The sequence below is a fragment of the Kibdelosporangium persicum genome (genome assembly GCF_013280595.1).
GTDB classification, from domain to species: domain Bacteria; phylum Actinomycetota; class Actinomycetes; order Mycobacteriales; family Pseudonocardiaceae; genus Kibdelosporangium; species Kibdelosporangium persicum.
This window is the reverse complement of the sequence record NZ_JAAATY010000003.1, coordinates 398,721-409,237: the sequence shown is the minus strand read 5'-3', so window position 1 is coordinate 409,237 and position 10,517 is coordinate 398,721. Positions and strand designations below refer to the sequence as shown.

Sequence of the window (10,517 nt, the reverse complement as noted above, 5' to 3'; positions counted from 1 at the left end):
CGCCCGGCACTTCTCAGTCGGGAACGTACAGGCAGAAGGGATGCCCGACCGGGTCGTAGAACACGCGCACGTTCTGCTGCGGCTGGAAGTCCGCCATGACCGCACCGGCGGCCAGGGCGTGCGCGCAGGCGGCTTCGAGGTCGTCGACCTCGATGTCCAGGTGCGACTGCATCTGCTGCAAACCCTGGGCGGCGGGCCAGGTCGGCCGCTCGTACAGCGGTTCTGTCTGGAACGACAGCCCGGGGCCGCCGTCCGGCGGCCCGATCGTCACCCAGTCCGGCTCCAGTTCGCGGACCTGCCAGCCGAGCAGCGCGCGGTAGAAGTTCGCCAGTTCCCCGGCGTCCGGTGCGTCCAGGACCGTTGCTGTCAAGGTCAACCGTGGCATGGCAGGGGAGTACCCGCGAAATCCGCCGGGAACTCATCGGTGGGTCCCGCACGACTACTCGGCTGAGGACTCTCACCGGGAGGTAACCGTTGGAACGCCGTACTTTCCTGCGCGCATCCGCTGTTTCCGCTGTTTCGGCCGGGGCCATGGCAACGAGCGCGCCCGCCGCCTCGGCGAAGGCGCCGTTGCGCGTGCAGTTCCTGGCCTACGAAGGGGTCGAGTCGCTGGACTTCGTCGCCCCGTTCGACGTGATGTCCATGGCGGCCTACCTGAGTAACGCTGTCCGGACGACTCTTGTCTCGCCGGACAAGCCGACGACCATCACCACCTCGAAAGGCATGCGGGTGGAAGTGCCGCACGGGTGGTCACCGCAGGACGCGGACGTGCTCGTGGTGCCGGGAGGCGGCTTCACCAAGCCGGGCTCCGGCCTGCACAAGTTGCTCTCGGACAAGGGGTTCATGCGGCGCCTCGCGGACGTCAAGGCGATCAAGGTCGGCGTGTGCACCGGTGTGATGGCGTTGTCGGCGGCGGGATTCACCCGTGGCAGACCGGCCACCACGCACGCGAACGCCAAGGCGGAACTCGCCGCGCAGGGCGCCACGGTGATCAACGCGCGCGTGGTGGACGACGGCGACCTGATCACCTGTGGCGGCATCACGTCCGGTCTGGACGGCGCACTCTGGATGGTCGAACGGTTCCTCGGCGCGCAACTGGCCACCCGGATCGAGACGATCATGGAATACGAGCGGCGCGGCACCGTCTGGCGGTCATGATCACTCCCCGGTGACGAAGGCGTCCCGGGGGTGCTCCACCGACGCCAGCGACACGATGTCGCGGCCGTGGAACACCGCGGTGATCCACACGGCCAGCACCCGGATCTTGCGTTCCCAGCTGGGGACGGCGAGCACGTGGTAGCCCCGGTGCATCAACCACGCCGGGAAGCCCTTGATCACCAGTCGCCGGTACTGGAAGATGCCGCGGCCAAGGCCCAGCGTCGCCACCGCGCCGAGGCTGTGGTGCACGTAGTTCTTGGCCGGGCGGCCGCGCAGGCTCGCCGCGATGTTCTTGGCCAGCAGCTTGCCTTGGCGGTACGCGTGCTGCGCGTTGGGAACGGTGAGCGCCCCCGGCACGTCCGACGCCAGGTCAGGCACAGCGGCGTCGTCACCGGCGGCCCACGCGTCCGGGATCGGCTCGCTGTCCGTGCCGATTCTCAGGTCCGGCCGGACCACGATCCGTCCGGCCTGGTCGATCGGCAGGTCGGTGTGCTTGTGCACCACCGGGTTCGCCGCGTTCCCGGTGGTCCAGACGATCAGGCCCGAGTCGTACTCCTCGCCGGTCGACAGCACGACGTGACCGTCCACAGCGGACTTCACCGTGGTGTTCAGGTGGACGGTCGCGCCGCGTTTCTCCAACGAGCGCACGACCCACCGGCCGGGGCGGCCGGTGACCTCGGGCAGGATCCGTCCGGTCGCCTCGACGAGGTGGAACTTCGGCTCCGACGGGTCCAGTTCGGGATAGCGCCTGACCAAGGCGTGTGCCAGCGACATGACCTCGCCGAAGCCTTCGACGCCCGAGAAACCGCCACCGACGAAGGTGACCGTGAGCAGGCGCCGCCGGGCCGGTCCGGGCGGCAGCACGGCCGCGCGGTCGAACGAGGTGAGCAGGCGGTCGCGGATGGCCACCGCTTCCTCGATGTGTTTCATGCCGATCGCGTTCTCGACGATGCCCGGCACCGGGAACTTCCGGGTGACCGCACCGGCGGTGACCGCGATGACGTCGTAGCCGATCTCGAACTCGGGCCCGTCGGCCGGGCGGACGGTGACCGCGCGGCGCGCGTGGTCGATCACGGTCACCCTGCCCGCGACGACCTTGGTGCGGCGCAGGTGTCTGCGCAGCGACACCGCGGCGTGCCGTGCCTCGACCGAACCGGCCGTGACCTCCGGCAGGAACGGCTGGTAGGTCATGTACGGCCGCGGGTCGACCAGGATCAGTTCCGCCTCGTCGCGGCGCAGCTTCTTCTCGAGTTTCCAAGCCGTGTAGAAACCGGCGTAGCCACCGCCGACCACCAGGATCTTGCGCATGACGTCCTCATCTCCTCGGTTCACCAGGTAGACGGGACAGCCGTCCCAGTCGTGACAGGTCCCCGGGTGGCGCTGCTCACTCGGCATTTCGCGCACGGCGGGCCGCTTCCTACGACCGCGCGTAATCCTACAAACCGTAGTAGTACGCTGAGGCCGGTCAGGTGCCGAGCAGAGGGATTGGCTGGATGGTCGACGTTCTCGCCACAGTGCTGACCTTCGCCGCGATCGGGGTGGCGGTGTGGGGACTGGTGCTGGTAGTGATCAATCGGCGGTTCGCGCTGAACCGGCCGTACGGGCTCGCGTTGGCGGGCGCGGTGTTGTTGTTGGAACTGGGGCTGCTCGTGCAGCTGGTCACCGGTCTGGTCAACCTGTTCACCACCGACCGCGTCGTCGACCAGTGGACGTTCGCCGGGTATCTGGCCGGGCCGGTGCTCATCGTGCCGCTGGCCGGTTTCTGGGCCGCCGCCGAGCGCACCCGTTGGGGCCCAGCGGTTCTGGTGATCGGCTGCCTCACCGTCCCGGTGCTCATCCTCCGGTTGCGGCAGATCTGGGACGGACATGGCTGACCTGCGGGAGACGACCAGGTCCGGGCCCGGCCGGCTGTTGATCGCCGTGTACGCGGTCTTCGTGATCGCCGCGACGGCCCGGTCGGCGGTCCAGATCGCCACGAGATTCGACCGCGCGCCGCTCGCGTACGTGCTCTCCGCCGTGGCCGCGGTGATCTACATCGTCGCGTTGGTGTGTCTGGTCAAGGGAAGCAGGACGTCCCGCCGGATCGTCGTGATCTCGTGCGTGGTCGAGCTGGTCGGGGTTCTCGTCGTCGGCACGGTCAGTCTGTTCGCGCCACAGCTGTTCCCGGACGCCACGGTGTGGTCGTGCTACGGCCGTGGCTACGGATTCGTGCCGGTGGTGCTGCCGATTCTGGGTCTCTGGTGGATCAGGGTGTCGGGCCGTGCCGTGGCTCAATGACTGGCTGTTCACCAGCACGTAGTCAGGGTGAACTGATGAACACACTGGGCGAACTCGAACGTGCCGTGATGGAAATCCTCTGGCAGCGCACCGAACCGATGGCGGTCCGGGACGTCGCCCGTGCGCTGGCAGAGCGCGATCTGGCGTACACCACGGTGATGACGGTGCTGGACAGGCTGGCCAAGAAGGGGTTCGTCCACCGGCACCTGGAAGGCAGGGCGTGGCACTACCGGCCGGCCGAGAGCCGGGAAAGCTATGTCGCCCAGCTGATGCTGGAAGCGTTGTCGCTGACCGACGACCGGGCCGCGGCGCTGACCCAGTTCGCCCGGTCGGTGAGCGGCCCGGAATCCGAGGTGCTCAGCGAGGCGCTGGCGCGCAAGCGCCGCAAGCGAAAGAAGTGAGCACGACGGGTGTGGCCGGATGTCACACAACACGGTGCGGTTGCGTCTTCATGGCATGACCAAGCACAGTGTTGTTGTCCTCGGCGCCGGGTACGGCGGCCTGATGGCCGCGCTTCGTGCCGCTGACCAGGCAGAAGTCACGTTGATCGCGCCCAGTTCCCGCTTCACCGAGCGGGTGCGCGAGCACGAGCTGGCGGCCGGGCGTCCCGACATCACGCACCCGTTGTCCACGTTCATCCGGAACAAGCCCGTGACGCACGTGGCGGCGCGGGCCACGACGATCGACCCGGTCCGTCGTGAGGTTCGTACTGACGACGGCGGAACGTATTCGTACGATCGACTTGTCTACGCGCTCGGCAGCCGTACCAAGGGCTACCGCGGCTGCGGCCGGGTCTTCACCTCGGAGAACGCGAGCTACCTGCGCAAACGGCTGGATGACGGCCCGGGGACACTGACCGTGGTCGGCGGCAGCCTGACCGGCATCGAGATGGCCAGTGAGCTGGCGTCGGCCGCGCGGGACTGGCGGGTGCGGATGGTGACGGCGGGCGAGCTCGGGCCGTCCCTGTCGGCCAAGGGCCGGGCGCACGTCCGGTCCGTCTTCGCCGAGCTGGGGATCGCTGTGCGGGAGGGCCAGACCGTCACGCCCGAGGAGATCGACAGCGACGTGGTCCTGTGGGCTGCCTCGATGACACCGAACACCGAGCTCGCGGCCGAGGCCGGGATCGCGTTGGACAGTGACGGCCGCGTCGCGGTGGACGCCACGCTGCGGTCGGTGTCCTATCCGGACATCTACGCGGTCGGTGACGCGGCGGGCGCACGGACCGAGACCGCCGGGCCGCTGCGGATGGCTTGTGCCGCCGCCCTTCCCGTGGGCTCACGAGCCGGGAAGAACATCGCGCTGGAGCTGCGCGGCCGGGAACCCAGGCCGTTGTCGTTCCGGTACTACGCGCAGTGCGTGAGCCTTGGCCGGGACAACGGCCTGTTCCAGTTCGTGAACGCGGACGACTCGCCGAAGGACACGATCGTCACGGGACGGCTCGGTGCGCTGATCAAGGAAAGGGTCGTCCGGTGGACGGTGTTCGCCCTGCGGCACGCGTGAGCCCGGCTGACCGGCCCGGTCAGGTCGTCGGCAACGGCGGTTCGGGCGGTGCCGGGCTGGGGTCGGGTGGCAGCGGCGGGATCGGGCTGGGCTCGGGGTTCGGCGGGATCGGCCCGGGTCCCGGCGGCGGCTGCGGCGGCCCGCCCGGGTCCGGCCCAGGAGGAATCGGGTGCTCAAGCATGCTCATCGGCTACCACGCCACGAGCAGCACAAACGTCACGCCGACCTTAGTCGTCCCGTACACGATGGCCGTGGCCGCCCACGCTAGCGGCCACACGCGCGGAGGTCGTCGACGTTGACCGCCAGCCTGATCGGGCTGCCGGGGGCGGCCGTGATGTCCGCCGTGGTCACCGAGGCGGCCAAGCCGTGCCCGGTGTCGACGTCGAGCCGGACAGCGCCGCCGAGCGGGACGACGCGACGGAGAACGCCCTCGAACACCAGGGAATCCGGTGGATCGGGCGTGGTGTCGCCGAGTGGCGTGCAGCGTTCGGGACGGGCGACCAGCAGCACATCCCGGCCGGTGAGTGCGGGCGGGAGGTGCGTCGTGAACCCGAGCAGCGTCGCGCACTCCGGATCGGCGGGCTCGTCGAGCACCGAGCTCGTCTTGCCGATCTGACGGATCTCGCCGTCGACCAGTAGAGCGGTGCGTTGCGCGAGCGCATGCGCCTCCGCGCGGTCGTGCGTGACCAGCAGGACAGACGCGCTGAGCCGGTCGAGCGCGGCGCGGAGGTCGGCAAGCAGATCCGTACGGGTCGTCGCGTCGAGACCGGAGAACGGTTCGTCGAGCACCAACACACGCGGTGCGACGGCCAGGGCACGCGCGATCGCGACACGTTGCGCCTCGCCGCCGGACAACGTCCGCGCGTGGCGAGGGGCGAGGTGCGCCACGCCCAAAGCGTCCAGCCACGGCTCTGCACGGCGACGCGCTTCGGCTCGCCGCACACCACGCAGTCTGAGCCCGGCGGCGGCGTTGTCGAGCACGGTCGCACGTTGCAGCACGGGCCGCTGCAGGACGGCGGCGACGGCGTGCCGTAGGGCGGTTGTCGTGGCGGGCTGACCGTCGAGCAGCACCGTGCCAGAGGACTGCGTCAGGTGGACGAGCGCACGCAACAAAGTGGACTTACCAGCGCCGTTGGGGCCGAGGATGGCAACGGTTTCGCCGTCGTCGATGTCGAGGGCGGCCACCGAGACGAGCGTTCGCCCGCCCGCGGTCACCCGGAGGTCACGGCAGCCGATGCTCACCGGGTGGCCGTCTGCCGGTGCTGGGCGAACGTGACCGCCAGGTTGACCGCGAACGCGATGGCCAGCAGGACCAGGCCGAAGGCGATGGCCAAGGCGAACTGCCCACGGCTTGTGGCCAGGACAGCCGCCGTGGTGAGCACCCGTGTCTCGCCCGCGAGGTTGCCGCCGACCATCTGCGCGGCCCCGACTTCGCTCACCACGGCGCCGAAACCGGCCATTCCGACGGCCAGCAACGGCAGTTTCGCCTCCGTCAGCAACGCACCGAGGGCACGGACGCGCGTGGCGCCGAGGCCGCGCATCTGCAGCAGGAAGTCCGGGTCGACCTGGTGCAGGGCCGCCGCCGTCAGCGCGACCACGATCGGCGTGGCGATCCCGGCTTGCGCGATGACCATCGCCGTGGGCGTGTACAGCAGACCGAGCGCGCCCAACGGACCGCTACGCCATAGCAATACTGTGACGAACAACCCGACGACGACCGGCGGCAGGCCCATACCGGTGTTGGCGATCGCGAGCAGCACTCTTCGCCCGCGAAACCGGCCGAGAGCCAGCACGGCGCCCAGCGGGACACCGATGAGCAACGCGATGACGGTGGCCGTGAGCGAGACACGCAACGTCAGCCCGGTGATCGCCCAGGTGTCCTGGTCACCGGTCAGCAGCAGCCGCACTGCCTCGACCAGGCCGTCGCCGAGTACGTCCATCAGCTGCCCAGGGCCGCTTCGTCCTTGCCCGCGTCCGGCACGAACAGCTTGCCCTCACCGAACGCGCCGATCATGCCCTGTGCCTTGGCGCCGACGATCCAGTCGGCGAACGCCTTCGCGCCCTCCGGCTGCACCCGGTCGCCGGCCTTCCTGGTCATCTCGATCACGTGGTAGATGTTCAGCAGGGCCTTGTCGCCCTCGTTGAGCACCTCGAGCGGCGGTTTCTGGGTGAGGTACGTGGCCCGGTCGGTCAGCGTGTACGCCGACGTCTCACTGGCGACCCGCAAGGTCGCGCCCATGCCCTGCCCGGTCGAGCGGTACCAGCCCCCGGACGGCGTGACCCCGGCTTGGTGCCAGAGCTGCTTCTCCCGGGCGTGCGTCCCGGACTCGTCGCCACGGGACACGAAACCCGCGCCGGTCGAGGCGATCTTCCGCATCGCCTCGACGGCGGGCTGGTTCCTGGTGCCCGCCGGGTCGCCGGCCGGCCCGGCCAGGACGAAGTCGTTGTGCATGACCAGCCGCCGCGGCCCGGCACTGCCTTCGGCCACGAACCTGACCTCGGCTTCGGGCGAGTGCACCAGCAGGACGTCGGCCTCGCCCCGCCTGCCCAGCTCGATCGCCTGACCACTGCCGACGGCGAGGGACTTGACCCGCCAGCCGGTGTCCCGGGTGAACTCGGGCAGCAGGTCGTCGAGCAGGCCGGAGTCCTGGGTGCTCGTGGTGGTGGCGAGGATCAGCTCCTTGCCGGCCGGGGCGGCGGCTTGGTCAGTGCCGCATCCCGCCGCCAGCGCCAGGGCGGCAACGGCGGCCAGTACGCGTCGGATCACCGGTGTTCCTTTCCGGGCGGCCATGCCGGCTCGGGCGCGGAACGGCTGTCCGCGACCAACCCGGCTGACCAGCCGGACGTACCAGGTCATGCGACACCCTGTGGTCAGGACACCGACCTTATCCGCCCGGGGTCACCGGCGCAGCACCCGCCGGGCCAGCCGGTTGCCCGCGAACTGGGCGACCTGGACCAGCACGATGATGATCACCACGGCGACCGCCGTGACAGCCCAGTCGAAGCGTTGGTAGCCGTAGACGATGGCGAAGTCGCCGAGGCCGCCGCCACCGATCGCGCCCGCGACCGCGGACATGTCGACCACGGCCACGAACACGAACGTGTAGCCGAGGATCAGCGGGCCCAGTGCCTCCGGCACCAGCAGGGTCGTGATGATCCGCCACGGGCTCGCGCCCATCGCGCGGGCCGCCTCGATCACGCCGGGGTCGATGGTGACCAGGTTCTGCTCGACGATCCGGGAGATGCCGAACGTGGCCGCGGCGATCAGCGCGAACGTGGCCGCGCCGGTGCCCAGCTGGGTGCCGACCACCGCGATCGTCACCGGGCCGATCGCGGTGATGAAGATGATGAACGGGATCGGCCGGACGATGTTCACCACCACGTTGAGCACCGTGTGCACCGGCCGGTTGGCCAGGATTCCGCCCGGCCGGGTGCTGTAGAGCGCGATGCCCAGCAGCAGGCCGAGGAAACCACCGGCGACCATGGTCGCGGTGACCATCCACAGGGTCTGGCCGATCGCGTCGAGCAGGATCGGCCGCAGGGTGTCCCAGTTGGTGCCCATCAGGCCAGTTCCTCCACGTCCGTGGTGGTCCGCAGGTCGGCGATCAGCTTGTCGACGGCCGCGTCGGCACCGGTCAGCTCCAGCGTGAGGCTGCCGAAGGATGTGCTGCCGAGCTCCTTCACGCCGCCGTGCACCACTTCGAAGCGCACGTCGTAGCGGCTGGTCGCCTCCGACAGCACGGTGCCGATCCGCCGGTCGTCGCTGATCCTGGCGATGACCAGGCGTCCGGGGTGGCGTTGCCGGATCCGGGCCAGATCGGCCGAGCCGGGCCGTGCCCGCAGCACCGTCTCGACGAACTTCCTGGTGGTCGGCTCCTGCGGCGACGCGAAGACCTCACGCACGGTGCCGTGCTCGATCACCTTGCCGTCCTTGAGCACGGCGACGCGGTCGGCGATCTCCCGCACGACCTCCATCTCGTGCGTGATCACCACGATCGTCACGCCGAACTCGCTGTTCACCCGTTTGAGCAGGCGCAGGACCTCACCGGTGGTCTCCGGGTCCAGCGCGCTGGTCGACTCGTCGGCCAGCAGGATCTTCGGGTTGGTCGCCAGCGCACGCGCGATGCCGACCCGCTGCTTCTGCCCGCCCGACAGCTGGTCCGGGTACTGCCACGCCTTCTCGGCGATCCCGACGAACCGCAGCAGTTCCGCGACCCGGCGTTCCCGGTCGGCCTTCGCCCAGCCCGCGATCTTCAGCGGATACGCCACGTTGCCGAACACCGTGCGCGAGCGCATCAGGTTGAACTGCTGGAACACCATGCCGATGCCCAGCCGTACCTCCCGCAGCCGCCGCTCGGGCAGCTTGGTGATGTCCACGCCGTCCACCAGCACCTCGCCGGACGTGGCGCGTTCCAGGGCGTTGATCAGCCGGACCAGTGTGCTCTTGCCGGCGCCGGAGTGGCCGATGACCGCGTAGATCTCGCCGGCGTCGATGCTCAGATCGACGCCGGCGAGCGCGGTCACGTCGCCGAAGGTCTTGCCGGCGCCGCGGAACTCGATGATCGGGCTCACGAGCGGCCGGCGCGGATCGTCTCGGACAGCCGGGCGGTGATCGCGGTCAGGTCACCGGCGGGCCGGTCGACCAGGACCGCGGTGTTCTTCGACTCGGCCCTGACCTTGTCGGCCACGCGCGGGTCCTTGTAGATCCGCGCGACCTTGGCGTAGACCGCGTTGTCCTTGTCGGCGGCACGGGCGACGATCGCGTTGATGTACGGCTCGGCGGCCGGGTCGGCCGGGTCGTCGGCGAACAACGCCGTCGACGGGTCCAGACCACCGTTGAGCGCGAAGTTGTTGTTCACCACCGCACCGTCCACAGAGGGCAGTGACGCGACGGTCTGCGCGGCGTCCACCGGTGTGACGCTGACCTTGGAACGCTCCCGGTCGATCTCGGCGGGCGTGGACAGCACGTTCCCGCCGCCCTTGAGCACGATCAGGTTCGCCTTCCGCAGCACGAGCAGCGCCCGCGCCTGGTTCGTCGGATCGTTCGGGATCGCGATCGTGCCGCCGGCCGGAATACCGGCCACATCCGTGTGCTTACGCGAGTACAGCGACAGCGGAACGATGTACGTCGACGCGATCGGCGTCAGCGTGTCGTTGTTCGCCACGTTGTAGTTGGTCAGGAACAGCAAGTGCTGGAACAGGTTCAGGTCGACGCGGCCCTGCGACAACGCCGGGTTGGCCTGCGTGTAGTCACTGAAGCTGACCACCTGCAGGTCGATGCCCTGCTGCCCGGCCAGATCCCGGAAGGTGCTCCAGTACTCGGCGCCCGCCTCGGTGGTGCCGATCCGGACCGTGGTGCGGCCGTCCGCCGCGGTGCCGGAATCCCGTGTGGCGAACAGCACAACCACCGCGGCGATCGCGACGACCACGACGATCGCGATCCCGATCAGCCAGCCCCGGTTGCGCTTGGGCCGCTCCGGAAGCCCTGGGACCGTGTTCTGCTCTGCCATGACTGCCTTCCCCTGGTCGGTGCATCCGGCAGTCACTTTCGCCAATCACGACGTCGGGAGCCAAATCGTTCC

Annotated in this window: 14 protein-coding genes; 5 read left to right on the top strand and 9 right to left on the bottom strand. The window is 69.5% G+C overall.

Features of this window, described 5'->3' with window-relative positions; all coding sequences use genetic code 11:
• Positions 1–13 precede the first annotated feature (13 nt).
• Positions 14–376 (bottom strand): VOC family protein, encoded by a 363-nt coding sequence (locus GC106_RS08750; protein WP_217280203.1) that lies wholly within the window; start codon positions 374–376, stop codon positions 14–16.
• A 155-nt stretch (positions 377–531) separates the two neighbouring features.
• On the opposite strand from GC106_RS08750, the gene GC106_RS08745 reads away from it, so the two are divergent.
• Positions 532–1,158 carry a DJ-1/PfpI family protein gene (locus GC106_RS08745; protein WP_173126442.1) on the top strand — a complete coding sequence of 209 codons (627 nt, stop codon included), beginning with the start codon at positions 532–534 and terminating at the stop codon, positions 1,156–1,158.
• Here the strand turns inward: GC106_RS08745 and GC106_RS08740 are convergent, their stop codons facing one another.
• Positions 1,159–2,466 carry an NAD(P)/FAD-dependent oxidoreductase gene (locus GC106_RS08740; protein ID WP_173126440.1) on the bottom strand — a complete coding sequence of 436 codons (1,308 nt, stop codon included), beginning with the start codon at positions 2,464–2,466 and terminating at the stop codon, positions 1,159–1,161.
• A 185-nt stretch (positions 2,467–2,651) separates the two neighbouring features.
• Between GC106_RS08740 and GC106_RS08735 the strand changes: the two genes are divergently transcribed.
• Genes GC106_RS08735 through GC106_RS08720 form a run of 4 tightly spaced genes read left to right on the top strand, consistent with a single transcriptional unit; the run spans position 2,652 to position 4,935 of the window.
• Complete coding sequence (locus tag GC106_RS08735) at positions 2,652–3,032, top strand: hypothetical protein (RefSeq protein ID WP_173126437.1); 381 nt, start codon at positions 2,652–2,654, stop codon at positions 3,030–3,032.
• Positions 3,025–3,435, top strand: coding sequence for a hypothetical protein (locus tag GC106_RS08730; protein WP_173126434.1), 411 nt, complete (start codon positions 3,025–3,027; stop codon positions 3,433–3,435). The genes GC106_RS08735 and GC106_RS08730 overlap by 8 nt, the downstream gene beginning before the upstream one ends.
• A gap of 35 nt (positions 3,436–3,470) precedes the next feature.
• Positions 3,471–3,836, top strand: a complete 366-nt coding sequence (locus GC106_RS08725) for a BlaI/MecI/CopY family transcriptional regulator (protein WP_173126432.1) — start codon at positions 3,471–3,473, stop codon at positions 3,834–3,836.
• A 55-nt stretch (positions 3,837–3,891) separates the two neighbouring features.
• Positions 3,892–4,935: an NAD(P)/FAD-dependent oxidoreductase gene (locus GC106_RS08720; RefSeq protein ID WP_173126429.1), complete on the top strand. Its 1,044-nt coding sequence runs from the start codon at positions 3,892–3,894 to the stop codon at positions 4,933–4,935.
• A 19-nt stretch (positions 4,936–4,954) separates the two neighbouring features.
• Here GC106_RS08720 and GC106_RS08715 read toward each other — a convergent pair whose 3' ends face one another.
• From GC106_RS08715 to GC106_RS08685, 7 genes are all read right to left on the bottom strand, one after another.
• Positions 4,955–5,122 carry a hypothetical protein gene (locus GC106_RS08715; protein ID WP_173126427.1) on the bottom strand — a complete coding sequence of 56 codons (168 nt, stop codon included), beginning with the start codon at positions 5,120–5,122 and terminating at the stop codon, positions 4,955–4,957.
• Positions 5,123–5,199: 77 nt separating this feature from the next.
• A complete protein-coding gene (locus GC106_RS08710) occupies positions 5,200–6,177 on the bottom strand; it encodes an ABC transporter ATP-binding protein (protein ID WP_173126424.1) in 978 nt (325 codons plus the stop codon).
• Positions 6,174–6,875 carry an ABC transporter permease gene (locus GC106_RS08705; RefSeq protein WP_173126421.1) on the bottom strand — a complete coding sequence of 234 codons (702 nt, stop codon included), beginning with the start codon at positions 6,873–6,875 and terminating at the stop codon, positions 6,174–6,176. Before GC106_RS08705 ends, GC106_RS08710 begins: the two co-directional genes overlap by 4 nt.
• Positions 6,875–7,702, bottom strand: a complete 828-nt coding sequence (locus GC106_RS08700) for an ABC transporter substrate-binding protein (protein WP_217280202.1) — start codon at positions 7,700–7,702, stop codon at positions 6,875–6,877. Before GC106_RS08700 ends, GC106_RS08705 begins: the two co-directional genes overlap by 1 nt.
• 132 nt (positions 7,703–7,834) lie before the next feature.
• On the bottom strand, positions 7,835–8,497 hold the full coding sequence (locus GC106_RS08695; RefSeq protein WP_173126418.1) for a methionine ABC transporter permease: 663 nt from the start codon (positions 8,495–8,497) through the stop codon (positions 7,835–7,837).
• A complete protein-coding gene (locus tag GC106_RS08690) occupies positions 8,497–9,507 on the bottom strand; it encodes a methionine ABC transporter ATP-binding protein (RefSeq protein WP_173126415.1) in 1,011 nt (336 codons plus the stop codon). The genes GC106_RS08695 and GC106_RS08690 overlap by 1 nt, the downstream gene beginning before the upstream one ends.
• Complete coding sequence (locus tag GC106_RS08685; RefSeq protein ID WP_173126412.1) at positions 9,504–10,445, bottom strand: MetQ/NlpA family ABC transporter substrate-binding protein; 942 nt, start codon at positions 10,443–10,445, stop codon at positions 9,504–9,506. The genes GC106_RS08690 and GC106_RS08685 overlap by 4 nt, the downstream gene beginning before the upstream one ends.
• Positions 10,446–10,517 lie beyond the last annotated feature (72 nt).

Excerpts from the sequence above, each read along its gene's own strand:
- GC106_RS08730 (WP_173126434.1), top strand. The coding sequence starts at position 3,025 with ATGGCTGACCTGCGGGAGACGACCAGGTCCGGGCCCGGCCGGCTGTTG.
- GC106_RS08685 (WP_173126412.1), bottom strand. The coding sequence starts at position 10,445 with ATGGCAGAGCAGAACACGGTCCCAGGGCTTCCGGAGCGGCCCAAGCGC.
- GC106_RS08745 (WP_173126442.1), top strand. The coding sequence starts at position 532 with ATGGCAACGAGCGCGCCCGCCGCCTCGGCGAAGGCGCCGTTGCGCGTG.
- GC106_RS08735 (WP_173126437.1), top strand. The coding sequence starts at position 2,652 with ATGGTCGACGTTCTCGCCACAGTGCTGACCTTCGCCGCGATCGGGGTG.
- GC106_RS08740 (WP_173126440.1), bottom strand. The coding sequence starts at position 2,466 with ATGCGCAAGATCCTGGTGGTCGGCGGTGGCTACGCCGGTTTCTACACG.
- GC106_RS08695 (WP_173126418.1), bottom strand. The coding sequence starts at position 8,497 with ATGGGCACCAACTGGGACACCCTGCGGCCGATCCTGCTCGACGCGATC.
- GC106_RS08715 (WP_173126427.1), bottom strand. The coding sequence starts at position 5,122 with ATGAGCATGCTTGAGCACCCGATTCCTCCTGGGCCGGACCCGGGCGGG.
- GC106_RS08705 (WP_173126421.1), bottom strand. The coding sequence starts at position 6,875 with ATGGACGTACTCGGCGACGGCCTGGTCGAGGCAGTGCGGCTGCTGCTG.
- GC106_RS08725 (WP_173126432.1), top strand. The coding sequence starts at position 3,471 with ATGAACACACTGGGCGAACTCGAACGTGCCGTGATGGAAATCCTCTGG.
- GC106_RS08720 (WP_173126429.1), top strand. The coding sequence starts at position 3,892 with ATGACCAAGCACAGTGTTGTTGTCCTCGGCGCCGGGTACGGCGGCCTG.